This is a genomic window from Archangium sp. (genome assembly GCF_036388035.1).
Taxonomy (GTDB): Bacteria; Myxococcota; Myxococcia; order Myxococcales; family Myxococcaceae; genus Archangium.
Genome location: NZ_DASVSO010000366.1, coordinates 1 through 25,043, shown reverse-complemented (window position 1 = coordinate 25,043; position 25,043 = coordinate 1). Strand labels below are relative to the sequence as shown.

Here is a 25,043-nt window from a genome sequence, read left to right as displayed (position 1 = left end):
GACGAGCCCTCCCTCCGCCGAGACCGCGTGGAACTCGACGGTCCGGGGTGCCCCGGTTTGCGCCACGCCCCGCCAGGCGTCCAGCAGCAGGTTGAGTTCCTCCGGGTGTACGAGTCGCCGGAGGAAGCCCCGGGTCTTCCATTCCTCCAGGGAATGGCCGAGGGCGTGGACGAGGGCGGGGCTCACCCAGCGGAAGCGCGGGGGCAGACCGCCCCCAATCCAGAGCATCGGCTGGCTGCTCGCCAGGAGGGGCGCCTCCCGCCTTCCCTCACTCACCTCAGTGTGGCCCATGGCTCTCCTCGAGGTGCGGCGCGGCGAACGGCAGGTCGGTCCGCGCGGACCTCTCATGGCCTCTAACAATTATGAATCCCCAAGAAATCAGGTCCCCTCCGCCGCCTACCGGCCGAGCAGGCGTGGAGGGTGCTGAGTCGGGTGGGGTGTTGGAAGACGGGAGCGAGAGCAGGGCGGAAGGCCGAGCTCCTCAGGGCCCGCAGGCGCTGGGGCGGTCGCAGGAGTTGGACGGCGCATCGTCACCTGTACACACCTGGCGTTCGGTGTACCCGGCCGGACACGTCAGGGTGCAACTGCCGTAATCGCCGACGTAGTTCCCAGCACAGTCATGGATTTTCAGCTTTTTGCAGGAGGTGGGGGTCGCGAAGTACACGTCGGGGTGTCGGCACCCAAAGGTGCCCGGACCTCCATCATCGAGCTCGCACGAGCCAGAGATTTCCTCCCGAATCTCCTGCCCGCACGACAGCTTGTTCTGGGGCGCGGCACACCTGGCGCAGTCCTGAGCTGACTCATCACCGATGGTTTGGTCTACGACGCACCGCCCACAGTGCCGCCCGCAGGAGTAGACCAGGTCTCGATGGTCGTCCCTGTTGTTGGGGAGCTTGCTGTGGCGGAAACCGGCAACATGCAGCATCTCATGCACGAGAACATTGGAAAAATGGTCGAGGCTCTCGATTGCATCCTCGTTGAAGCTGACGTCAATCGTCTTCCCCTCTGAACCCAATTTATCCGCGTTGATTGGTGCTCCACCGCCGTAGCCGGTGCATCCTGTATAGGTACAAATGAACCGAATCCGGTAGCTGCTGAGGGCCGCCACGAGGAGTGCAGCGGTTTCAGGATTCAAATTTTCCAGGCAGCCTAGGGCAGATTTGAGCACATACGTCAGCGCTTTCCGAATCATGATGGACGTTTCGTTGCTGCACGCCCCTTTGCCCTCTCCCTTTATGATGGTGATGCGATTACCGTCATAAGACAAAACTGTGTTGGGTGGGCCAGATGCTGGTGGGGAATTGAATTCGCAGCCTGAGCGTAGCGCGTCTATGTTTTTCTCCGTTTGAATGCGCGACTCGTCTCGTCTCTGAGTTATCGTCCAGTGCTCTTGCCCATCAGAATCGAGTATGTGCTGCTCTACGGTAAGCTGGAGCGTGTCGCCTTGAAGCTCGCCCTCAAGGGTTTCTCGCGAATCAAAAAGACCGTCCAGGTTCTCGTCTATTTGTTCTCGTCGGGTGTATATACTCCCGCTCTGGGTTGACTTGGAAATACGGTCAGCTATCCCATCAATGTTGCGATCGACAGAATCTTCAAGTGTGCCGTCAGGGTATTGTGTGCGAGTCAGTACCGCCAATCCACCACCAACACGATATTTCCAGGTCTGACGGCCATCGCTTTCGATGACGCTCTCCACGACAAAGGAACCGAACTGGACTGCTTCACCTTCACGGATGGAGCGCGCTTGTTCGAAGAACTGGTTGAGCAATTCGAGTTCAGCGCGCTCTTCCAAGTCAGCTGGCGGGAGGTCAGGCGCACCCGGAGTTGAGACATCCGGGTCCTCGGTTGGAGGTTCATCCTCCTCCTGTGTCATTGGACACCCCATCAAGACCACGCTGACCAACACACATGTCAGCAGGGCTGGGCGAGAGGAGCTGTTCGTCCATGATTTCATACCCATTCAGTTCTCCCAATTGGATTGGAGCCACGCGTGCCCATTCATGCTCCAACTCGATATTCCTGGATCGGTATTGTACCGTTCATCCAGTATCGCCATTCGGGATTGAGGCACGTCCGCTCCATCAAACGAAACCCGCAGTTCTCGATGATCAGGACGGCCATCCTGATTCGTATCTCGCGCAATCCTCATGGTGCTGCGATCCGGGCCGAGGATGAGTTCATCCAAACGATCCACATAGCCATCGGAATCATTGTCGAAAAATCTCAGGAACTCACCCCCCTGGGATTTCCCGTTCACCATCGCGAGCCGCCCAGTTAGTAGGATTCGACGGCTGTCCGTCAGGCTCGCTTCCACGGACGCGAGTGGAATCCTGGGCCAGGGGGGCGTGGCCTCCTCGGAGAAGGCCGCTTGGATGAGAGGATGGACAGGTGGGGCCGCCTGCTGCCTGACCCAATCAGGGGACACCCGGCAGGGGAGTGTGTCGGGCCCCGTGGGCCCTGGTTGCTTGCACTCGGGCGCGAGCCGAGGTGCTGTCGACTCTTTGTGAAGGCATCCCGAGAGCAGGGCCCACAGCAGCAGGCTGGCGGTGGATGGATATCTGCTCGCTGTTTTCCAGGTTCTTCGCCCGTTCGGCATGGTCCTCACTCCCCAGTGGATTGAGTCTTCTTTGATCTTCCCACGATGGAGCGAGCGGCTTGAATTCGGGGGGAGTTCCACTGGCCCGCACTGGGAGTGGACCTGGTCTTCCTCCTTGTCAGTTCACGCCTGGCTGTTGCGTCCCTCGTCGCTGAAGGACGGCTCCGGTCGTCCGACGGCCGCGGCTGCTGACCCGAGGTCTCGAATCCATTCGTCATGGTCCCCCGTGCCCCCGTGGGCGCGGGCCAGATTCCGAGAAGGTCATGCAGCCGAAACTGAACCGGCTCCTGCGGGCGCTCGCCCGAGAGGGGCTCGCTGTGACGTACGACGGTCGTGTCTACACCGTGCGCCTCCAGGGCGATGCGAACGCACCGCCCGCCGAGGTGCTCCTCCCACGGGACCTGCCCGTGGAGGGCAAGGCCTTTCAACAACTGGCGAACCTCGCCGCGCTGAAGCACCCGGACGGCGGCGCGGTGAAGCGCGTGCGCGCCACGCCGGACTTCCACCCGGGTGACTCCGGGGTGGCCATCGGCTCGGTGGTGCACACCGAGGGGCTGGTGGTGCCCGGCGCGGTGGGCACCGACATCAACTGCGGCATGCGCCTGCACGTCGCGGACATCCCCGTGGAGGCCTTCCTCGCCCGCCGCGACACCTTCGTCGAGCGGATGAAGGGCCACTACTTCTTCGGCACCCGGGACGTGGCGCTCGGCTCGCGCGCGGTGGAGGCGCTCCTGCGGGACGGCCTGCCGGGCTGGCTCCTGGAGACGCTGGAGGCGCCGCTGGGCATGGTGGCGCAGGCGGACCTGGGGCAACTCGACCGGGAGTCCACGCGGGTGTACCTGAGTGGGGCGCTCGGGGGGGACCCGAAGTGGGCACCCACGGGGCTGCGCCGGGAGGGCGTGGTGAGAGATCCGGGCCTGGCCACCATCGGCGGGGGCAACCACTTCGTCGAGGTGCAGCGGGTGGAGGCGGTGATGGACCGCGCGCGGGCGTGGGAGTGGGGCGTGCGCGAGGGCCAGCTCGCGTTCATGGTGCACTCGGGCTCGCGGGACATGGGCAGGCACGTGGGGCTCACGTGGCAGGCGCGGGCGCGGGCGGCGTGGCCGGTGGGGGCGCCCTTCCCGGAGAGCGGCATCCTCCCGCTGGCGGAGCCGGCGCTGGTGCGCGAGTACCTCCAGGCCGAGGCCACGGCGGCCAACTACGCCTTCCTCAACCGGCTGCTGCTGGCGGAGTTGCTGCGACACACCCTGCGGGAGCTGTTCGGAGACGTGGAGGCCCCGCTCGTCTACGACGTGCCGCACAACATCACCCTGCCCTGGGAGGGCGGGTGGCTGGCGCGCAAGGGGGCCTGCCCGGCCGAGGCGGGGCAGCCGGTCATCATCCCCGGCTCCATGGGGGCGGCCTCCTACTTGATGGTGGGGCAGGGCAACGCGGTGGCGCTGGCCTCGGCGTCGCACGGGGCGGGGCGGGCGCGCTCGCGCTTCTCCATGGCGCGGGGTGGGGCGGACCACCGGGAGGAGGCGCTGGGCCTCACCGGGGTGGACTGCATCACCCTGCGGGCCGAGCGCCGCATCGAGGAGGCGCCAGCGGCCTACAAGCCGATTGGCCCGGTGGTGGCCTCGCAGGTGGAGGCCGGCATCGTCCGCGAGGTGGCGCGAATGGTCCCGCTGATGACCTTCAAGGCCTGATTTCGACGGGAGGGCGCGTCAATTCTCTGGCGCTCCCTCCCACCTCCGGGTGGAATCAGCCGATGCGCGGGCTCGGGCTCGCGGAAGCTTCATCCCATGCAAGGGGAGGGGAACACACATGACGAACATTCCGGGTGACTTTCCGGGGATGCCGGGTCCGTCGAACTCGGCCGCGGCCCGCCAGCAGGTGTCCACGCCGGCCATCCTGCTGATGGTGACGGCGGGGCTGGGCCTCGCGGGCGCGCTGCTGGGGCTGGTGCAGTCGATGCTGGGAATGGGGGGCATTCCCCCCGAGACGCTCAACGATCCGAACCTTCAGCAGCTCCGGCCGTGGCTGGAGCGCTCCCAGTCCTTCGGGGCCATCGGCAACCTGTTCACGCTCGCCCTGAGCGGCGTGACGCTCTTCGGCGCCCTGAAGATGAAGAACCTGGAGAACTTCGGCCTGGCCATGGCCGCCTCCATCATCGCCATCATCCCCTGCTTCGGGCCGTGCTGCTGCATCGGCATCCCGGCGGGCATCTGGTCGCTGGTGGTGCTCAACAAGCCCGAGGTGAAGTCCGCCTTCCGCTGAGCCCACGGCCTGGCGAGGAGGGGAGGCCCGGCGCGCATCGCGTGTCCGGGCCTCCGCCGTTTCAGGGGCTCAGGCGACCTTCATGCCCTTGGGGATGACGACGACGCCCCCCGAGGTGACGTGGAAGCGGCGCCGGTCCTCCTCGAGGTCGTAGCCGATGGTCATCCCCGGAGGAATCTCCACGTTCTTGTCGATGATGGCGCGGCGGATGCGGCAGCGCCGCCCGATGGTGACGTTCTCGAAGAGGATGCAGTCCTCCACTTCGGAGAACGAGTTGACGCGCACCTTGGGCGAGAGCACCGAGCGGTTCACATGGCCGCCGGAGATGATGCACCCCTCGCTCACCAGCGAGTCCGTGGAGTAGCCCACCCGGCTGTGCTCCTGGTCGGCGAAGACGAACTTGGCCGGCGGCAGGTTGTTGGGCTGCGTGTACATGGGCCAGCGGTCGTTGTAGAGGTTGAAGATGGGGTCCACCTCCACCAGGTCCATGTTGGACTGGTAGTAGGTGTCGATGTTCCCCACGTCGCGCCAGTAGCCGCGCTCCTTCTCCTCCTGGCCGGGGATGGTGTTCTGCGCGAAGTCGTACACGTAGACGGGCTCGCGCTTGTACAGGTCGCTGATGATGGACTTGCCGAAGTCGTGGGCGCTGTTCTCGTCCGCGGCGTCGCGCACCACCTCCTTCACCAGCAGGTCGGTGGAGAAGAGGTAGTTGCCCATGGAGGCCAGGCACATCTTCGGGTTGCCGGGCATGGGGGGCGGGTTCTTGGGCTTCTCCACGAAGCCCTTCATCCGCCCGTCCGGGCCCACGTCGATGATGCCGAACTCCTTGCCCTCCTCGATGGGGACCGGGATGGCGGCCACGGTGCAGGCCGCCTTGCGCTCGATGTGGAAGTCCAGCATCTGCTGGCAGTCCATCCGGTAGACGTGGTCCGCCCCGAAGGCGAAGATGTAGTCCGGCTCCTCGTCGGTGATGATGTTGAGGTTCTGGTAGATGGCGTCGGCACTGCCCTTGTACCAGTCCATGCCGGTCCGCATCTGGGCGGGGACGGTTTCCACGTAGTGGCCGAGGAAGGCCGTCATCCGCCAGGCCCGCGACAGGTGCTTGTTGAGCGAATCGCTCTTGTACTGGGTCAGCACCTTCATCCGGTAGATGCCGGAGTTGGCGAAGTTGGAGAGGACGAAGTCGATGATGCGGTAGCGCCCGCCGAAGGGTACGGCCGGCTTGGCGCGCTCACGCGTGAGGGGCTCGAGCCGGGTTCCGGCTCCGCCCGCGAGGATCATTGCCAGGGTCTTGGCCATATGGGCGGCAAGTTACCCGGGGGGGCCGCTCCGGCAAGGCCGCAGATGGCCCTTCGTTGAATAGCGGAACCGAGGAAGGGCTCGGCCTCGTGGCTTCCACCGGGGAAGCCGTGCTATGTCTTCCAAGCGATGGCTGGCGACGAAACCCGAGTAACCAAGATCTCCAATATCAAGGAGCTGGCGACTCCAGTCGACTCGGAATGCTGCATCGTGCAGATTCACGGGCCGGAGCTGGGGAAGAAGTACACGCTCCAGGAGAACGAGTTCACCATCGGCCGTGGCGAGGACAACCACATCGTGGTGGACCTCGACAACGTCTCGCGCAGGCATGCGCGCATCCTCCGGCGCCAGGGGCGGATGTTCGTGGAGGACCTCAAGTCCACCAACGGCACCTACCTCAACGACCAGGAGGTGACGCAGGAGACGCCGCTGCGCAGTGGCGACCGCATCCAGGTGGGTGGCTCCATCTTCAAGTTCCTCACCGGCGACAACGTGGAGATGCAGTACCACGAGACCATCTACACGCTCACCATCGTGGATGGCCTGACCGGGGTGAACAACAAGCGTTACTTCCTCGAGTACCTGGAGAGGGAGATGGGGCGGTGCCACCGCTACGGGCGCCCCCTGACGCTGATGATGTTCGACATCGACTTCTTCAAGAAGATCAACGATGTGCACGGGCACCTGGCGGGTGACTACGTGCTGCGCGAGCTGGCGCAGAGCATCAAGCGGATGGTGCGCAAGGAGCAGTGCTTCGCGCGCTACGGCGGCGAGGAGTTCGCGCTCGTGGTGCCCGAGGACGGCCCGGAGAAGGCGCGCATCTTCGCGGAGAAGATCCGCCGGAGCATCGAGGAGAAGCAGTTCACCTTCGAGGCCCAGGACATCCCGGTGACGCTGTCGCTGGGCGTGGCGGACATGGCCGTGGACATGGTGGATCCGCTGCAGTTCATCAAGGTGGCGGACGCCAACCTGTACAAGGCGAAGAAGACCGGGCGGAACCGGGTGGTCGGGTAGCGGCGGACGGCCACACGGGAGTTACCCGCAACGCCCGGCTGAAGCGCAGGGCGTTGCTGAAGCGGAAGGAGCTCAGGTGCCTTCGCGCAGCCCGTCGAGCCGGCCCTTGGTGCCCGGCAGGTGGCCCGGGGCCATCCGCGTGTACAGGTACTGCACCGTGTCGTGCAGCGTCTCGTGGACGTCGCGGGCCTTGAAGCCCAGCTCGCGCTCGGCCTTCGAGGCGTCGAGCCAGAAGTAGTGCTCGCCGACGTCCACTTCCTGCGGATCCAACGTGGGCTTCGTCCCACGCCACTTCGCCACCTGCTCCAGCAGCCTGGCCCCGAGCACGTTCACCTGCGAGGGCAGCCTCAGCCGCGGTGCGGACACGCCCGACAGGCGCTCCAGGCGCTGGAAGAAGTCGTCCATGGTGAGGTTCACCCCCATCAGGTGGCGTCCGTATACCTCGCCGCGCGTGAGCGCGTTCACGAAGGCGTCCGCCGCGTCGCGCGCGTCCACGAAGGATATGCCACCCCCGGGCATGGCGGGGATCTCACCCTGCAGGAACTTCATCACCGTCCACGTGGAGGACAGGCGGTCATCCCCGGGCCCCATGAGGAGGCTCGGGTTGAGCACCACGAGGGGGAGGGCGTGCTTGCGGCAGTACTCCAGCGCGAGCTTCTCCTCGTAGATCTTGGACAGGTAGTACGGCCAGCGTCCCACCACGGGGATGGGGTAGTCGTCGTCCTCGGTGCCGACGCGCTCCTCCTTGGACACGGCGATGGTGCCCGAGGTGGAGGCGAGGATGACGCGCTGGACGCCGGCCTCGCGCACGTCCTGCAGCAGCTCGCGCGTGGCGTCCACGTGCAGCTCGTACATGCGCCGCGCGTCCTTGTCCTGGAAGGAAACGAGCCCCGCCAGGTGGTAGACGGCCTGCACGCCCTGCAGCGCGCGCCGCACCGCCTCGCGGTTCTTCAGGTCTCCCGGGACGTACTCCGTCTTCTCGAAGGCGGGGCCCGCCGGCTTGGAGCGGCCGATGATGCGCACCTCATGCCCCGCGGCCACCAGCCGCGGCACCAGGTGGGCGCCCAGGAAGCCCGAGCCTCCGGTGATGAGCAGCTTCATGACTCGCCCCCTCCCGTGGACAGGGCGCGGCGCTGGTCCTCCACCGTCGCCGATTCATCGAAGCTCAGCACGCGGCCGGCGGCCAGCGCGCGGATGGAGTCCTCCGCCAGCTTCGTGGCGTAGCGGTAGCTCTCCGAGCGCGCCATGCCCTGCGTCTTGGCGCGCAGCATCTCGTACGTCAGCGCGGGCCCGACGTGGGCCTCCAGCTCGCGCGACTTGGGCACCATGCGCCCCTTGGGCAGCGCCTCGAAGGCGCCCTTCACGTAGACGGGCAGCACGTCCACCTCGTACGTGAGCGCCAGGTAGCCCAGGGTGGGCTTGAACTCGAGCAGCTCCCCCGTCGTCGAGCGCGTGCCCTCGGGGAAGATGAGCAGGTTGAAGCCCTGGCGCAGGGCGTTGCCGGCCAGCCGCAGCGACTCGCGCAGCGAGCCGTGGCGATCCATGGGGATGAGGTCGGTGAAGTTCTCGAAGTATGCCCGCTTGAGCGCGGTATCGAAGAAGTAGTCCCGCGCCGCGAGCGTGGTGAGCCGCTGCCCCTGCTCGCCGAGCACCACCTTGATGAGCCCCATGTCCAGGTGGCTCGTGTGGTTGGCGATGACGAGGAAGTTGCGGTTCATCGGGATGAAGGGCTTGCCCGTCACCTTCACGTCGAACAGGCCACCGAAAATCGCCTGCTGGCCGAGCCGCACCAGCTGCCGGCCCACCGTCACCAGTGGCTCCGGCACCGGAATCTCCAGCTCCTCGGCCTTCTCGGCCTCCTGGGTGATGTCCTTGGCGCGCGTCTCCTGGGTGGGACGGCGCCCGCTGGCGACGATGAGCTTGCGCAGGTCATCCACCGTCTGCACGTGCGTCAGGTCGTTCACCGCGGGCAGCGGTACGCCCGCCTGCTCCAGCGCCACGGACAGCTCGGTGAGCATCAGCGAGTCCAGGCCCAGGTCCCCCGAGAGGCGGGCCTCGGGGCGGATGTCGCCCAGCGGCTTGCTCACCACCTCGGCGATGAGCGGGTAGAGCCAGTCGGCCACGCCACCGGTGGACTGCACCTTCTCGCGGGCCTTCTCACCCGAGGCGGCCAGCTTCTCCAGCCGCTTGAGCTCCTCCACCACCACCTTGCGCTTCACCTTGCGCGACGAGGTGCGCGGCAGCTCGCCGTCCCAGAAGCGCAGCACCTTCACCCGACGGTAGAAGGGCATCTCGTGGCCCGTCTTGCGGAAGTGCTCCTCCAGCTCGCGCCGCACCTCCTCGCGAGGCCGCTCCTTGTAGTCCGGCACGCAGAGGCAGGCGACCTTCTCGCCGCCGCCCTCGTCCGGCAGGCCGACGATGGACAGCTCCTTGATGTGCGGGTGGACGCCGTATACGTCCTCGAGCTCGTCCGGGTACACGTTCTTCCCGTTGGCGTCGATGATGACGTCCTTCTTGCGGCCCACGAGGTAGAGCCGGCCCTCGTCGTCGATGCGCCCAAGGTCGCCCGTGTGGAGCCAGCCCTCCTTGAGGACGGCGTCGGTGGACTCCTTGTCCCCGAAGTAGCCCGCCATGACGTTGGGGCCACGCGCGAGCACCTCGCCGATGCCCTCGTTGTCCGGCTCGAGGATGCGCAGCTCGACGCCGGGCAGCGCCTTGCCCACCGTGCCCGGCTGACGCTTGTTGACGCGCGTCTCGGACACCGTCAGCACCGGGGCCGCCTCGGTGAGGCCATAGCCCTCGATGATGTTGAAGCCCAGCTGGTGGAAGGCTTTGTGCACGTCATCCGGCAGCGCCGAGCCGCCCGACACGAGGAACTTGATCTTCCCGCCGAACTTACGGTGCACCGGCCAGAAGAGCAGCTTGCCCAGGTTGAGGTCGCTGCGGTTGCGCAGCTCGCCGTGGGCCGCCATGAGCGACTTGAGCGTCTGCTCCACCAGGGGCGGCCGGCTGGCCATCTCCTGCGTCACCTTGCGGTGCAGGAGCTGCCAGAGCGCGGGCACGCCAATCATCGCGGACACACGGCCCGTCTCGAATACCTCGCCCAGCCGGTCCGAGTTGAGCTCGTCGATGTACGTGATCTCCGCGCCGCGCGAGAAGGGCGTGAGGAAGCCGGCGGAGAACTCGAAGGTGTGGTGCAGCGGCAGCACGGAGAGGACGCCGTCCCCCATGCCGATGTCGAAGGCACCGGCCAGCTTCGCGATGAGCGAGGCGAAGTTGCGGTGGGTGAGCATCACGCCCTTGGGCGTACCCGTGGTGCCCGAGGTGAAGATGAGGCTGGCCACGTCGTCCGCGGCGGCCGTGCGGCGCACCGGGCCGATGTGGTCCGGGTACGCCGGGTCTCCACTCATCGCCTCGGCGAGGCCGGCCACGCGCGTGGACAGGCCCGCCTGGGAGAGGGCCGCCATGATGCCGGGCATGTCCTCCAGGGTCTGCTCCGAGAGCAGCAGCACCTTGGCCTCGGAGCGGCGGGCGATGTTGACGACCTCGGTCTCGTTGAGGCTCGGGTCCACCGGCACGGCGGCGGCGCCCGCGCGCAGGATGCCGAAGTAGGAGACGGGCCACTCGGGGCGGTTCTCCCCCAGCAGCATCACCCGGTCCCCGCGCTTCACGCCCTCCTTGAGGAGGAAGCTGCCCACGCGGCTGGCGTAGCGATTGACCTCGCCGTAGGTGAGGCGCTCCTCCTTCTCGCCCACCGCGTAGCGGAAGGCCACCCGGTGGCGCCACGCGTTGACGCTGGCCTCGAGCATCTCCAGCAGGTCGCGGTTGGCGGGGATGACGGTGCGCTTCTTCGTCTCCTCCTCCAGGCCCGGGAACACCCACTTCTCCAGGCCGGGCAGGTGGGTGTCGAGGAAGTAGGTGCGCCAGTCGATGGCCTCCGGAGCCCAGGGAATGCGGATCCGATCATGGTGGGCCATGCGCGCGTACACCGAGCGGGTGTTGTCGCAGCGGAAGACGTAGCGGTTGTCGTAGAGGAAGGGGAGGAAGAGCTCGATGAGCCCCGTGAGGCTCAGGGCCTGGTTCTCCACCTCGTCCAGCGTGCCCTTGGCCCGCTCCAGCAGGGCTTGCACCGCGGGCGCGCCCCAGGCCGGCTTCACCTCGTCGATGACCTGGCGCAGGAAGCGCGCGCCCTTGACGAACATGGGGGCGCTGAAGTTCTCGAACGTCTTGCGGCTCACCGGCACGGGCTCGATGCGCGAGCGCAGCTCGTTCATCAGCGTGTTGCCCGTCTCCTTGTTGCGGTAGTAGCGGCGCCGGTACAGGCCCACCAGCTCGATGGAGCGGCTGGCGTAGAAGGGGTTCACGTCACCCGAGGCCAGATTGTAGACGCGCCGCTCCTCCACCTGCATGCAGTGGGCGGTGATGCCGATGGTGGCACCGGCCACCTGATCCACCGGGATGATGTCCAGGATGGCGCGCTCGCCCGCGGGGATGTTGCGCTGGCCCTTGATGCCGGCGAAGGCCAGCGGTGCCGAGGTGGTGAAGCCCTCGTTCCACCCGGGGAAGGGGAAGTGCTGGGCGGACTCGACGATGGAGGGCCGGACGATGGCGTAGCGCAGGCCCGGTGTGCTGGCCATGACCTGCTCGCCCAGGCTCTTGGTGTACGTGTACGTGTTGGGCCAGCCCCAGTGCAGCGCCCGCTCCATGCCGGCGCGCACCAGCTCGCCGGACAGCCACAGCTTGCGCTCACGGCCCACCGCCAGCCGCAGCGTCTTCTCGTCCGTGGCGTCGCGGCCCTCCTGCTCCAGCCGCTCCAGCGCCTTCTTGCGGAAGGTGGACGCGAGCGCCTTGTCATCCGCCTGCTCGCGCAGCCGGGCGACGATTTTCTCCGCGTCCGCGAGCTCCTGCTCCAGGCTGAAGTCGCGCCCGTCCAACTCCTCGCGGCGGGGGAAGTAGCCCACCACTTCCTCGTCCTCGAAGACGAGCCCGCTGCGGTTGCCGGCCACGAAGGCGGTGGACATGTGCACCAGCGGCACGTTCCACTTGAGCGCCAGGTCCACGGTGTACTTCACGCCGTGGGTGTTGACGTTGAGGCCCACCTCCAGCGACGGGTTGAAGGACACCAGGCCCGCGCAGTTGATGATGGCGTGCACCTTGCCGGTGAGCGCGTCGGCCTGCTCCGGGGTGAGGCCCATGAGCGGATCGGTGATGTCGCCGTCGAGCACCTCCACCTTGCGGCGGATGAACTCGAGGGCGCCCTCCTCGCCGTAGGTGTCGCGCAGCGGCTGGAAGGGCTCGCTGGTGGCCACCTTGTCGAAGAAGCGGCGCTCGGCGGACGCGGCACTGCCCTTGCGCACCAGCACGTAGAGCTTGTCCAGCGTCTCGCCGTAGCGAGCGAGGAGCATGGACAGGGTGACCTTGCCCACGAAGCCGGTGGAGCCCGCGAAGAGCAGGCGCTTGCCGGTGAAGACCTGGGTGACGTTCAGCTCGGGAAGACTCATCGCGGGGCTTTCAGGGGACTTACTTCACGTCGACCATGACGGTGGGGGCGATGCGCAGCAGGCTGATGCTGGCCGAGCGGCCCATGAAGCCGCGCGCCTCCTCGATGGCCTCGGTGAGGGTGTCGGTGCGGTCCCAGCCGAGCAGGGCCGGGACGTGGTTGTTCTCGCCGCCGGCGAGGATGACCTTGCCCACGTGCTGGCGACCGTTCTCGCCCCAGTACCACATGTAGAGCGGGTGCACGCCGTGGTAGGCATTGCCCTTGCGGTACAGGTGCACGTAGCTGGGGTTCTCCGCGAACTCGCGCTCGTACTTCTGCTCGATCTGCACCGCGTCGCGCGTCTCGGGCAGCACCCGGTTGAAGAACTCGATGTAGCTGGGGTGCTGGACGGGATCGAACTCGTCGAAGGCCGGGTGGGTGAGGATGATGACGCCGCCCTTCTTCACCAGCGGCACGCCGCGGTTGAGGTTGAAGAAGTAGCCGAGCCCCATCACCTGCACCAGCAGCGGGTTGAGGATGGAGTTGACGCTGTAGGGCGAGATGAAGGGGATGGGGAAGATGACGATGTCGCTCTGCCCCTGCACCGGCACCACGTACTGCTGCCAGCTCTTCTCCAGCGTCTTGGCGTGGGTGGGCTCGGTGGCGCCGGCGAACACGCCCGTCACGTCGTAGGGCGCGGGGATGGAGTTGAGCACCTTGCGCGCCGCCGCCCGCGGCATCTTCGAGAGCGCGTAGCGCATGGCGTGCAGCTTGAGCCGATCGCCCTCGGAGTAGTCCTCCTCCTTCTTGTGGAGGAAGTCCACGCCCGGGCCGAACATGCGGTTGTTCAGCGACGTCTCGATGTGGAACACCTTGAGGTGCTTGTCGATCGCCTTGCCGATGCGCTCGTTGCGCCGGTACAACTCGCTGCGGCTCGGCTCCATGTAGCTGTCCGAGTCGCGGATCGTCTTCGGGTTGTGGTGCGCCCGGAGGCCGGCGTAGTTGGTGACGCCGGTGCCCATGGACTTGTGCCCGCCATTCATGGGCACGAAGTTCACGTTCACGTAGACGATGAGGTCGCTCTCGGCGACGCGGCGGTTGACGGCCACCACGTGCGTGCCGCAGGGCGTACGCTCCAGCTCCACCATGCCGTCGGGGTCCTCGGCGTCATGGTTGTAGTACCGGTCCGGGTAGTAGGCGTCGTAGATCTTCTGGCCCACCATGCGCCGCATCTCGCCCTCGGTCATGCGGCGGTGCAGGGCGTTGGCGATGACGAGGTGGACGTCGTCCACGCCCGAGTCGGCGCACAGCTCCAGCACGATCTCGAGGATGGACTGGCGCACGTCCGGCGTGGCCATGGGCGGCAGCGGGACGGAGATGTCGTCGATGACGCAGGTGAGCTTCATCCCGGGGCGCAGCAGGGCGTGCAGCGGCTCCATGCCCTCGGGGTGGTTGATGGCCCAGCGGATGGCGGCCTTCACGTTGGGCACGCCCGCCAGGGGCGGCCGGGGGAAGATGACCCGGGTGCCCACGGGCAGGTCCTCGAGGAGGAAATTCTCCCCGTAGAAGAGCGCCCGCGGGGGGCTGCCCTTCTCGGTGATGACGACCTGGCTTTCCTCGTCGTAGAGCTTCTTCAGCGTCTTGAGCGGGCGCATGGTAGCGGAGGCTTTCGTTACTTGAGGTCGAGGATGGGCCAGTTGTAGGCCCGGGCGATGGAACGCAGCCGCATGTCCGGGTTGACGGCGGTGGGCCGCCCGACCACGGACAACATGGCGTAGTCAGAAGAACTGTCGGAGTAGCCGTGGCACTGATCGAGCGCCAGCCCTTCGCGCACGCAGTAGGAGCGGATGGCGTTGGCCTTGTTCGCTCCCTCGATGATGGGGGGGATGACCTTGCCCGTGGCCTTGCCGCCGACGAACTGCATCTTGTTGGCGATCATGTCGTCCGCGCCCAGGTAGCGGGCCAGCGGGCGCATGCTGAAGTCCAGCGCTCCGGTGACGAGCACGATGCGGCAGCCCACCCGGCGCGCCTGGTCGATGAGGTCGCGCGTCTGCTCGTAGATGGCGGGCTTGAGCACGTCCTCGAACATGTCCTCGGCGATGGAGACGAGGCGATCCTCGGAGAGGCCGGCGTAGTAGCGGTAGAAGAACTCGTTGAAGGTCTTCCGGTCCAACGCGTCCATGGCGGCGAAGAGGGGCACGCTGGCCGCGGTGGCGAGGGTCCTCCCGGCGATGCCCAGGAGTGAGCCCCGATTCATGGCGTAGTAGGCGTAGACGTGGACGACGTTGGTTTTGATCAACGTCCCGTCGACATCGTAGAAGGCGGCTTTCTCGGGCATGGGCTGGCGGGCTTCCTGACACTGGAGTCCGGCGTGTGTCAACCGCGCTAAACGGCCTGGAATTCGGCGAATGGGAGAGAGAAGACGCTGCGATCGTTGAGTGGGGCAGTCGAGCAGGCGCGGTGCCTGGACGCGATGCGGCGACGGAGCCAACGAGTCCGCGCACGCGCATCCGGTGCGGGGGCGAGCGAGCCATGCGCAGCGCGGCAGGTGGGGCGCGAAACCGGCTTTATCCTACATATGGCGGGCCCTTCGCCCGGACCCTCATAGCCATCCCTGCTCCCGGTACCAGTGGGCGCTGCGGCGGATGGAGTCGGCCGGGTTCCTCGTGGCGCGGAAGCCCAGCAGTCGCTCGGCCTTCGCGCTTGAGCACGTCCAAGCCGGCACCAGGAGCTGCCGCGCGAACTTGCGGTTGAGGGGCAGGCGTTGGCCCGTCACCCGCGTCACCCCGTCCGCCACCGTCGCCAGTGCCGTCAGCACGGCGGGGGGCAGATGGACCGTGCGCGGCTTCACCCCCAGCGCCTCGGCCGCGAGAGCCTGCAAGTCCTCCAGGGTGAGTGGCTGGGGGTGGCCCACGAAGAAGGTCTGGCCCAGCGCCTCGTCCCGCTCCGCCAGCAGCAGGAGCAGATCCACCACGTCCTCCACGTCCACCAGCGTCAACGGCCGAGGGCCTCCGCCCAGCTCCAGCCGCAGGCCCCGCGCCACCAGCTTGAAGATGAGGAGGTTCTCGCGATCCCCCGGCCCCACGATGCGGGGCGGGCGCACCACCGTCACCGGCAGCCGATCCGCGTACGAGAAGGCGATGCGCTCGGCCTCGGCCTTGCTCTCGCCGTACCACTCCGCGGGTTGGAGTGGATCCTCCTCCACGCGGGGCCGCTCGAGGGTGGAGGGGCCCGAGGCACCGAGCGAGCTGGCCAGCACCAGTCGGGGCTTGCGAGAGCCGGGAGCCGTCACCAGGGCCTCGCACAGCAGCCGCGTCCCCTCGGCATTCACCTGGAAGAAGTCCTCGCGGTTGGCGGCGCGGCGCAGGCCCGCCAGGTGGAAGACCACGTCTCGGCCCTCCACCGCTCGCGCCAGGCTGGACGCGTCCGTCACGTCCCCTGCTACAGGTTCGTAGCGCTGCCCGCTCAGACTCGAGACGTCGCTGCCGGGGCGCAGCAGACAGGCCACTTCCTGGCCTCGCGCGGTGAGCGCGCGCACGAGCCAGGAGCCGAGAAAACCGTTCGCGCCAGTGACGAGTGTGTTCACCATGGTGTGCTTCTTCAGAGAAAACACTCTTCCCTTCCGAGGGAGAACCACTATTTTCCCCTCGGCCCTCAGAGGGAAAAATGCAGCGGAGGGCTGATTTTCGGCCTCGGGCGTGCTAGGAGGCGCCCGACGGCTCTGGCTGTGAACAAGCCGTGCAACACCCCCGGACACCGATAGGGGGGAGGAGATCCGAACCGAATGGCCGCCAAGAAGACCACCGCCGCGAAGAAGGCCCCTGCTGCCGCCAAGAAGGCTCCTGCCAAGAAGGCCGCGGGTGCCAAGAAGCCGAACGCCGCGTTCATGAAGGAGATGACGCCGTCCGCCGCCCTGGCGGAGATCGTCGGCAACAAGCCCCTGCCGCGCACCCAGGTCGTCAGCAAGATCTGGGACTACATCAAGAAGAACAACCTCCAGGACGCCAAGAACAAGCGGCAGATCAACGCCGACGACAAGCTCAAGCCCATCTTCGGTGGGAAGAAGTCCGTCACCATGTTCGAGATGACGGCGCTGGTGAACAAGCAGCTGACCTGAGCCGCACCGCCGGGATGACCGGTTGCTGTCCTCGGAGGGCTCGTCACGAGAGTGGCGGGCCCTCTGCACTTGCGGGGCTCCAAAGCCCCGGGAGCGTTGGATAGCGGGCGGAACGGCGTCGCCGTGGTGGTCAGAAGGGCGTGGCGACCCTACGACTGAGCCATATGCGACTCGAAGGGACGGACGGAGTGGTTGAGGTGAGGGGGAAGGGCGCGGAGGCCCTGGCTGGAACGCTGTACTCGCGCGTGCGGGAGGAGCTGCTGGGGCGCGCCACGCCCCTGTCCACCTACCGCCTGCAACTGCACAAGGGCTTCCCCTTCTCCGCGGCGCGGGAGGTGGTGCCCTACCTGGCGCGGCTGGGGATGACGGACGTGTACTGCTCGCCCTACCTCAAGGCGACCCCGGGCAGCACGCACGGCTACGACTGCGTGGACCACAAGCAGCTCAACCCCGAGGTGGGCTCGGCCGAGGAGCACGCGGCCTTCTGCTCCACGGTGCGCGAGCACGGCCTGGGTCAGGTACTGGACGTGGTGCCCAACCACATGGGCATCGAGTCCTTCAACCCGCTGTGGTTCGACGTACTGGAGAACGGCCCCTCGTCCCTCTACGCACGCTTCTTCGACATCGACTGGCGTCCGGTGAAGGACGAATTGCAGGACAAGGTGCTGCTGCCCGTGCTCGGGGACCAGTACGGGGTGGTGCTCGAGCGGGGAGAGCTCAAGCTGGGCTTCCGGGAGGGGGCCTTCTTCATCCACTACTACGACCGGACGCTCCCGGTGGCTCCCCGGCAGTATGAGCGGGTGCTGCGGCGCGACCTGGAGGGGCTGGAGGGCCGGCTGGCCGCGGAGGATCCGCACCTCATCGAGCTGCACTCCATCCTCACCGCCATCCACCACCTGCCCGCGCGCACGGAGACGGAGCGCGCCAAGGTCATCGAGCGCAACCGCGAGAAGGAGGTCATCAAGCGCCGGCTGGCGGCCCTCGTCCAGGCCAGCCCCGCGGTGGCGGCCCACATCGCCGCCAACGTGGAGGCCCTCAACGGGAGCCCGGGCAACCCGCGCTCCTTCGACGAGCTGGACGCGCTGCTGGAGGGGTGCAGCTACCGGCTGGCCCACTGGCGCGTGGCGGGCGAGGAGATCAACTACCGTCGCTTCTTCGACATCAACGGGCTGGCCGCCATCCGGGTGGAGGACCCGGACGTGTTCGCCGAGGCGCACCAGCGCATCTTCGACTGGCTGCGTCAGGGCTGCGTCACCGGGTTGCGCATCGACCACCCGGACGGGCTCTTCGACCCGACGGCCTACTTCCTCAACCTGCAGGAGCAGTACTTCGTGGAGCGGGCGCGGGCCGTCTTCGAGGCCGAGCACGGGGCGCAGGCCGCGCTCTGGCCGGAGGTGGAGCGGCGCTTGCGCGAGCGCTGGCAGGGGGAGGCGGGGGCGCGCCTGGACTCGCCGCTGCGCAAGGCCCTCTACGTGGTGGTGGAGAAGATTCAAGGCGGCCGCGAGCGCATCCCCGAGGGGTGGGCGGTCCATGGCACCACCGGCTACCGCTTCGCCAACGCGGTGGGCGGCATCTTCGTCCGGCCGGACGCGCGGGAGCCGCTCACGGAGACGTACCACCGCTTCATCGGCCAGTCGCCGGACTTCGAGGAACTCGTCTACGAGAAGAAGCGCCTCATCCTGCGCGACTTCATGTCGAGCGAGCTGAACATGCTCGCCCACCGGCTCAACCGCGTCTCGGAGATCAACCGGCGCTCGCGGGACTTCACCCTCAACAGCCTGCGGCGGGCGCTGGCCGAGTTCATCGCGCTCTTCCCCGTCTACCGCACCTACGTGGACGACTGGCGGCCGGAGCTGGACGAGCGCGACGTGCGCTACATCCAGGAGACGCTCCAGCTGGCCAAGGAGCGCAACGCCACCCTCAACGCCTCCATCTTCGACTTCCTGGGGGACGTGCTGCTGCGGCGCTACCCGGAGCACCTGGGGCCGCACGAGCGGGCGGAGATGCTGCACTTCGCCATGAAGGTGCAGCAGCTGACGGGCCCCGTCATGGCCAAGGGGCTCGAGGACACCGTCTTCTACGTCTACAACCGCTTCGTCTCCCTCAACGAGGTGGGAGGAGAGCCGGAGCACTTCGGCACCACCGCCGACGTCTTCCACTCGCGCAACCAGGAGCGCGCGGAGCACTGGCCGGCGAGCCTGCTCACCACCAGCACGCACGACACCAAGCGCAGCGAGGACGTGCGGGCGCGCATCAACGTCCTCTCCGAGGTGCCCGACGAGTGGCGCCAGCGGGTGGAGCGCTGGTCGCAGCTCACGGCGCCGCACCGCACGCGGCTCCCCGGGGGCGGCGCCCCCAGCCGCAACGACGAGTACCTCTTCTACCAGACGGTGGTGGGCGTCTGGCCCATGGGCGAGTCCCTCTCCGAGGAGGTCCTGGCGGAGCTCCGCCAGCGCGTGCGCGACTACATGCTCAAGGCCATCAAGGAGGCCAAGGTCCGCACCTCGTGGACCAACCCGGATCCGGCCTACGAGGAGGGCATGTCGCGCTTCGTGGACGCCTGCCTGGACGCGAACATCAGCCGCGCCTTCCTGGAGGACCTGCGTGCCTTCAAGCGCCGCATCGAGCGGCCCGGGCAGCACAACGCCCTGGGGCAGCTGCTGATGAAGCTCGGCTCGCCCGGGGTGGTGGACACCTACCAGGGCTGCGAGCTGTGGGACCTGTCCCTGGTGGACCCCGACAACCGCCGGCCGGTGGACTACGGCCTCCGGGCCCGGATGCTGGAGGCGCTGGACCGCGAGGCGGAGGCGGATCGGCTCGGGCTGTGCTCCCGGCTCGTCGCGAACATGGACGATGGGCGCATCAAGCTCTTCGTGCTGACCGAGGCCCTGCGCCTGCGTCGGCGTCAGGCGGCCGTCTTCCGCCACGGCGGGTACCGGGCGCTCGACGCGCTGGGGCCTCGCGCGGACGCGGTGGTGGCGCTCGCCCGCGAGCACGAGCGGGCCGTCGTCATCGCCGCCGCACCGCGCTACACCCTCCCGGCCCTGGAGTCCCCAGGTGGACTCGCGGGGGCCTATGAAGAAACCTCCCTGGATCTACCCGAGTCCTATGCGAGCATGACGTTCCGGGAGGTGTTCACCGGACGAGAGGTCCGGCCGGGGCGTCAGGGGGGGAGCGTGGTGTTGCCCCTGGCACCGCTGCTGGCCGGCTTCCCGGTGGTGCTGTTGGAGAGGAGCGATGGATGAAGCGGGCGGAGGTGCTGCCGGGCAAGCCGTATCCCCTCGGCGCCACGTACCAGGGTAACGGGGTCAACTTCGCCGTCTTCAGCGAGCACGCGCGGAAGATGGAGGTGTGCCTCTTCGACCCGAAGGAGCCCTCGCGCGAGCTGAGCCGCTACGTGCTGCCGGAGCAGACGCAGCACGTGTGGCACGGCTTCGTCCCGGGGCTGCAGACGGGCACCCTCTACGGCTTTCGCGCCCACGGCGTCTATGAGCCCCGGCGCGGCCTGCGCTTCAACCCGCACAAGCTGCTGGTGGACCCGTACGCCCGCGCCCTCCACGGGCAGGTGGACTTCTCCGCCCCCGTCTACGCCTATGTGGTGGGTGAGGAGGAGGAGGACCTCGGCTTCGACACCCGGGACAGCGCCCCCGGCGTGCCCAAGGCGGTGGTGCTCACCGACGACTTCGACTGGGAGGGCGACAGCGCCCCCTCCGTGCCCTGGAACCGGACGCTCCTCTACGAGGCCCACGTGAAGGGCCTCACCCAGCTGCACCCCGCCGTGCCCGAGCACCAGCGCGGCACCTACGCCGGCATGGCCCACCCGGCCATCCTCGAGCACCTCAAGAAGCTGGGCGTCTCCGCGGTGGAGCTGCTCCCCATCCATGCCCACGTGGACGAGCCCTTCCTCGTCAACAAGGGCCTCACCAACTACTGGGGCTACAGCACCCTCGGCTACTTCGCCCCGGACGCGCGCTTCAGCGGCTCTGGCTCGCTCGGCGGTCAGGTCGTCGAGTTCAAGGCCATGGTGAAGGCCCTCCACCGCGCCGGCATCGAGGTCATCCTCGACGTCGTCTACAACCACACCTGCGAGGGCAACCACCGCGGGCCCACCCTGTCCTTCAAGGGCCTGGACAACGCCGCCTACTACCGGCTCACGGAGAAGGATCCGCGCTACTACCAGGACTTCACCGGCACCGGGAACTCGTGGAACGCCACCCACCCGTACGCCCTCAAGCTCGTCATGGACTCCCTGCGCTACTGGGTGCAGGTGATGCACGTGGACGGCTTCCGCTTCGACCTGGCCACCACCCTGGGCAGGGACCGGCACGGCTATGACACCCGCGCCGCCTTCTTCCAGATGGTGCACCAGGACCCGGTGCTCAGCCGGGTGAAGCTCATCGCCGAGCCCTGGGACGTGGGTGACTTCGGCTACCAGGTGGGCAACTTCCCCGTCCTGTGGAGCGAGTGGAACGGCAAGTACCGCGACACCATCCGCCGCTACTGGAAGGGCGATGAGCGGCAGGCGGCGGAGATCGGCTACCGCATCACCGGCTCCTCGGACCTGTACGCGCTGAGCGGCCGCAAGCCCACCGCGAGCGTCAACTTCATCACCGCCCACGACGGCTTCACCCTGCACGACCTCGTCACCTACAGCCAGAAGCACAACGAGGCGAACCTGGAGGAGAACCGCGACGGCGCCAACGACAACCACGCGTGGAACTGTGGCGTGGAGGGCGAGACGACCGACCCGGTGGTCAACGCCCTGCGCGAGCAGCAGAAGCGCAACCTCCTCGCCACGCTCTTCCTGTCCCAGGGCGTCCCCATGCTGCTGGCCGGCGACGAGATGGGCCGCACCCAGCGCGGCAACAACAACGCCTACTGTCAGGACAACGCGCTGTCCTGGGTGGACTGGAACCTCACCGACTCCCAGCGCAAGCTGCTGGACTTCACCATCCTCCTGAGCCGGCTGCGCCGGGAGCAGCCGGTGCTCACCAAGCGCAAGTTCTTCCGCGGCTCCCACATCTGGGACAGCAAGCTCAAGGACCTGGCCTGGTTCCGCCCGGACGGGCAGGAGATGAAGAAGGAGGACTGGGAGAAGCCCTTCGTGCCGTCCATCGGCTTTCTGCTGGGCGGCGACGCCATCGCCACCCCGGACGACGAGGGCAACCGCATCGTCGGGGACACACTCCTGGTGCTGATGAACGTGGACCACGAGCCCATCACCTTCCAGCTCCCGGCCATTGAGTGGGGCGCGGACTGGGAGGAGGTGGTGGACACCGGGCAGTCCCGGGTGTCCCTGCACACCCACACCCCCGCCGGAGGCATCGTGGTGGTGGCCGGCCGGGCCCTCGTGGTCCTGCGCCGTCCGGCCCGCCCGGGCCTGGAATAGGCCCTCCGGCGATAGTTGAGCACGCAAGGTTGTCGACGGCGGGTCTCCTGCCCGTTATAGGGGGGAGTCCGCCGTCCGCAGTCGGCTCAGGGAAACACGCTCGTGAACACACAATCCGCGCTCTGGTTGGGCTTCAACCTCTTCGTCGTGGCGATGCTCGCCCTGGACCTGGGCCTCTTCCACCGCAAGGAGCACGCGGTCACGCCCAAGGAGGCCGGCGGGTGGACGGTGGTGTGGATCGTCCTCAGCCTGCTCTTCTGCGGCGGCCTCTGGTACTTCGGCTACTGGGACAGGGCCGAGGCCCTCCAGTGGGTGACGGCCTACGTCGTCGAGTACGCGCTCTCGGTCGACAACCTCTTCGTCTTCCTCATGGTGTTCGCCTACTTCCGGGTGGCCCCGGAGGTGCAGCACCGGGTGCTCTTCTGGGGCATCATCGGCGCCTTCATCATGCGCGCCGTCCTCATCCTGGCCGGCACCGCGCTCGTCCACCGCTTCAACTGGCTGCTCTACATCTTCGGCGGCTTCCTCATCTTCACCGCGGTGAAGATGGGCTTCTCCAAGGACGATGAGTCCGCCGACCCCGAGCAGACGCTGGTGGTGCGGGTGGCCCGGCGCATGCTCCCGGTGGCCCGCCAGGGCGAGGGCAACAACTTCTTCACCCTCGAGGACGGCCGGCGCAAGGTGACGCCCCTCTTCCTGGTGCTCCTGGTGGTGGAGGCCACGGACCTGCTCTTCGCCCTGGACTCCATCCCCGCCGTGCTGGGCATCAGCCAGGACGCCTTCATCGTCTACACGTCCAACGTGTGCGCCATCCTCGGCCTGCGCTCGCTCTTCTTCGTGGTGTCGAGCCTGATGGACAAGTTCCACCTCCTCAAGGTGGGCCTGGCCCTCATCCTCGGCTTCGTGGGCACGAAGATGTTGCTGCCCCTCGCGCTCGGCATCCACGTGCCCATCGGGCTGTCGCTGGGCATCATCGGCGGGGTGCTGGTGGGCTCCATCGTGGCCTCGCTCATCTGGCCCAAGCGGGAGCTGCCCGAGGAGCTGGCGCAGCGGCAGCGGGACCGGGAAGAAGGCGCCAAACCCTGAGCGCTCGGCTGGCGGGCGCGTGGGGCTTGCGTCCGGGCGGTGAGCCGGCCAATTGTGTGCCATGTCCTCCGTCATCACCGAAGGCATCCGCATCACCGTGAAGCCCGCTTACTGGCCGGAGCGGAGCACCCCCGAGTCCCACCAGTACGCCTTCATGTACACGGTGGAGATCCTCAACGTCGGTGGAGAGCCGGCGCAGCTGCGCAGCCGCCATTGGATCATCACCGACGCCACCGGGAAGGTGGAGGAGGTGAAGGGCGAGGGCGTGGTGGGCAAGCAGCCCAGCCTGGGGCCAGGCGAGCGCTTCGAGTACACGAGCTGGGCCCAGCTCCGCACGCCGTTCGGCTCCATGCGGGGCTCCTACACCCTGGAGCGCCCGGATGGTCGCCAGTTCGAGGCTCAGATTGGCGAGTTCGCCCTCACACAACCGCATTCGCTGCACTGACAGGACATGACTCCCAATCGCAAGGGCCTGCTCCTGGTGAACCTGGGCACGCCGGATGCCCCCGAGACTGGCGCCGTGCGGCGCTACCTGCGCGAGTTCCTCAGTGACGCGCGCGTGCTGGACATCCACCCGGTGGGCCGCTGGTTCCTGCTCAACTGCATCATCCTTCCCTTCCGCTCGCCCAAGAGCGCGCACGCCTACCGCACCATCTGGACGAAGGAGGGCTCGCCCCTCATGGTGCACTCGCGCGCCCTGGAGGCCGCCGTGGCCCAGCGGCTGGCCGGCGAGTACGAGGTGGAGCTCGCCATGCGCTATGGCAACCCGTCCCTGCCGGACGCGGTGGCGCGGCTGCGCAAGCGCGGGGTGACGGACTTCACGGTGATGCCCCTCTACCCGCAGGAGGCGCCGTCCTCCTCGGGCTCCTCCCTGGCGCGCACCTACGAGGTGCTGTCCGCGCCCTGGGACGTGCCCAACGTGCGGGCGGTGCCGGCGTTCCATGACCACCCGGCCTTCCTGGACGCCTTCGCGGAGGTGGCTCGCCCCGTCATCACCGAGGCGCGGGCGGACCATGTCCTCTTCAGCTTCCACGGTGTGCCCGAGCGCCACATCCGCAAGAGCGACCCCTCGGGGCGCTACTGCCTGGCCTCGGGCGGGTGCTGCGACGTCCTCACGGACGAGAATCGCCACTGCTACCGGGCCCAGTGCTTCGCCACGGCGCGGGCGCTGGCCCGGCGGCTGGGGCTCGGGCCCGAGGGGTGGAGCACCTCCTTCCAGTCCCGCCTGGGGCGCACCCCGTGGGTCCAGCCGTACACGGACGTGGTGCTGCCAGAGCTGGCGGCGCGCGGGGTGAAGCGGCTGGCGGTGATGTGTCCGGCCTTCGTCGCCGACTGCCTGGAGACGGTGGAGGAGGTGGCCATCCGCGGGCGCGAGCAGTTCCTCGCGAGCGGGGGCGAGTCCCTCACCCTCGTCCCCTCGCTCAACTCGCACCCCGCCTGGGTGGAGGCCGTGGTCCGACTCGTGCGGGAGTCGGCGGCGGCCGCTACTTCTTCGCCTGTTGCGGCAGCAGCTCCGGCGGTACCGACTCGAGCGGGGTGAGGCGCAGCTTCAGCTCGCCTCCACTCAGGCCGGGCAGGGCACCCTCGGTGCTCGTGGTCACGGTGCCCTCCCAGGAGCGCCAGCGGCCCGCCTTCACGAGGAACTCGCCCCGGCCCTTCACCCGCACCTCGGCGGAGACGGCCTGCACGGGCGAGCTCTTCGGGGCCTTGTCCTCGGCCTCCGCGTGAGCGCCCTTCTTCCCGCCCGCGTCCTTCTTCTCCGGCTTCGGGGCGGGGGCCGACGACTTGAAGGCCCGGAGGTTGC

General features: G+C 67.7%; 17 protein-coding genes and 1 pseudogene. 10 read left to right on the top strand and 8 right to left on the bottom strand.

The window, feature by feature from the left end; genetic code table 11:
• Positions 1 to 481: 481 nt before the first annotated feature.
• Positions 482 to 1,873 carry a hypothetical protein gene (locus tag VF697_RS14910; protein WP_331095479.1) on the bottom strand — a complete coding sequence of 464 codons (1,392 nt, stop codon included), beginning with the start codon at positions 1,871 to 1,873 and terminating at the stop codon, positions 482 to 484.
• Between the two features lie 117 nt (positions 1,874 to 1,990).
• Between VF697_RS14910 and VF697_RS14905 the strand changes: the two genes are divergently transcribed.
• The 3 genes from VF697_RS14905 (at position 1,991) to VF697_RS14895 (ending at position 4,855) form a co-directional block, all read left to right on the top strand.
• Positions 1,991 to 2,278 (top strand): hypothetical protein, encoded by a 288-nt coding sequence (locus VF697_RS14905; RefSeq protein ID WP_331095477.1) that lies wholly within the window; start codon positions 1,991 to 1,993, stop codon positions 2,276 to 2,278.
• Between the two features lie 581 nt (positions 2,279 to 2,859).
• Complete coding sequence (locus VF697_RS14900) at positions 2,860 to 4,284, top strand: RtcB family protein (RefSeq protein WP_331095475.1); 1,425 nt, start codon at positions 2,860 to 2,862, stop codon at positions 4,282 to 4,284.
• 118 nt (positions 4,285 to 4,402) lie between these two features.
• A complete protein-coding gene (locus VF697_RS14895; protein ID WP_331095473.1) occupies positions 4,403 to 4,855 on the top strand; it encodes a hypothetical protein in 453 nt (150 codons plus the stop codon).
• Between the two features lie 69 nt (positions 4,856 to 4,924).
• Here the strand turns inward: VF697_RS14895 and glgC are convergent, their stop codons facing one another.
• Complete coding sequence (gene glgC, locus VF697_RS14890) at positions 4,925 to 6,154, bottom strand: glucose-1-phosphate adenylyltransferase (RefSeq protein ID WP_331095471.1); 1,230 nt, start codon at positions 6,152 to 6,154, stop codon at positions 4,925 to 4,927.
• 129 nt (positions 6,155 to 6,283) lie between these two features.
• Here glgC and VF697_RS14885 point away from each other — a divergent pair, with 129 nt between their 5' ends.
• On the top strand, positions 6,284 to 7,168 hold the full coding sequence (locus tag VF697_RS14885) for a GGDEF domain-containing protein (protein ID WP_331095470.1): 885 nt from the start codon (positions 6,284 to 6,286) through the stop codon (positions 7,166 to 7,168).
• 72 nt (positions 7,169 to 7,240) lie between these two features.
• On the opposite strand, the gene VF697_RS14880 is transcribed toward VF697_RS14885, so the two are convergent.
• The 5 genes from VF697_RS14880 to VF697_RS14860 all read right to left on the bottom strand — a co-directional run bounded on the left by VF697_RS14880 (position 7,241) and on the right by VF697_RS14860 (position 16,233).
• On the bottom strand, positions 7,241 to 8,269 hold the full coding sequence (locus tag VF697_RS14880; RefSeq protein WP_331095468.1) for an NAD-dependent epimerase/dehydratase family protein: 1,029 nt from the start codon (positions 8,267 to 8,269) through the stop codon (positions 7,241 to 7,243).
• The gene (locus VF697_RS14875) at positions 8,266 to 12,669 is read right to left on the bottom strand and encodes an AMP-binding protein (protein ID WP_331095466.1); all 4,404 of its coding nucleotides are present in this window, start codon (positions 12,667 to 12,669) and stop codon (positions 8,266 to 8,268) included. The genes VF697_RS14880 and VF697_RS14875 overlap by 4 nt, the downstream gene beginning before the upstream one ends.
• Before the next feature lie 19 nt (positions 12,670 to 12,688).
• Positions 12,689 to 14,302 carry a lactate racemase domain-containing protein gene (locus VF697_RS14870; RefSeq protein WP_331095464.1) on the bottom strand — a complete coding sequence of 538 codons (1,614 nt, stop codon included), beginning with the start codon at positions 14,300 to 14,302 and terminating at the stop codon, positions 12,689 to 12,691.
• A gap of 17 nt (positions 14,303 to 14,319) precedes the next feature.
• Positions 14,320 to 14,985: an HAD family phosphatase gene (locus VF697_RS14865; protein WP_331095462.1), complete on the bottom strand. Its 666-nt coding sequence runs from the start codon at positions 14,983 to 14,985 to the stop codon at positions 14,320 to 14,322.
• A gap of 264 nt (positions 14,986 to 15,249) precedes the next feature.
• Complete coding sequence (locus VF697_RS14860) at positions 15,250 to 16,233, bottom strand: NAD-dependent epimerase/dehydratase family protein (RefSeq protein WP_331095495.1); 984 nt, start codon at positions 16,231 to 16,233, stop codon at positions 15,250 to 15,252.
• A 198-nt stretch (positions 16,234 to 16,431) separates the two neighbouring features.
• On the opposite strand from VF697_RS14860, the gene VF697_RS14855 reads away from it, so the two are divergent.
• The 6 genes from VF697_RS14855 (at position 16,432) to hemH (ending at position 24,779) form a co-directional block, all read left to right on the top strand.
• A complete protein-coding gene (locus VF697_RS14855; protein ID WP_331095457.1) occupies positions 16,432 to 16,764 on the top strand; it encodes an SWIB/MDM2 domain-containing protein in 333 nt (110 codons plus the stop codon).
• A 164-nt stretch (positions 16,765 to 16,928) separates the two neighbouring features.
• Positions 16,929 to 20,009 (top strand): malto-oligosyltrehalose synthase, encoded by a 3,081-nt coding sequence (gene treY / locus VF697_RS14850; protein ID WP_331095455.1) that lies wholly within the window; start codon positions 16,929 to 16,931, stop codon positions 20,007 to 20,009.
• Positions 20,006 to 22,153 (top strand): glycogen debranching protein GlgX, encoded by a 2,148-nt coding sequence (gene glgX / locus VF697_RS14845; RefSeq protein WP_331095453.1) that lies wholly within the window; start codon positions 20,006 to 20,008, stop codon positions 22,151 to 22,153. The genes treY and glgX overlap by 4 nt, the downstream gene beginning before the upstream one ends.
• A gap of 102 nt (positions 22,154 to 22,255) precedes the next feature.
• Positions 22,256 to 23,239 carry a TerC family protein gene (locus VF697_RS14840; RefSeq protein ID WP_331095451.1) on the top strand — a complete coding sequence of 328 codons (984 nt, stop codon included), beginning with the start codon at positions 22,256 to 22,258 and terminating at the stop codon, positions 23,237 to 23,239.
• A gap of 61 nt (positions 23,240 to 23,300) precedes the next feature.
• Positions 23,301 to 23,684 (top strand): Co2+/Mg2+ efflux protein ApaG, encoded by a 384-nt coding sequence (gene apaG / locus VF697_RS14835; protein ID WP_331095449.1) that lies wholly within the window; start codon positions 23,301 to 23,303, stop codon positions 23,682 to 23,684.
• Positions 23,685 to 23,690: 6 nt separating this feature from the next.
• Positions 23,691 to 24,779: a ferrochelatase gene (hemH, locus tag VF697_RS14830; protein ID WP_331095447.1), complete on the top strand. Its 1,089-nt coding sequence runs from the start codon at positions 23,691 to 23,693 to the stop codon at positions 24,777 to 24,779.
• Here the strand turns inward: hemH and VF697_RS14825 are convergent.
• Positions 24,724 to 25,043, bottom strand: a pseudogene (locus tag VF697_RS14825) (hypothetical protein); the annotation flags it as partial. The gene hemH and the pseudogene VF697_RS14825 sit on opposite strands and share 56 nt — an antisense overlap.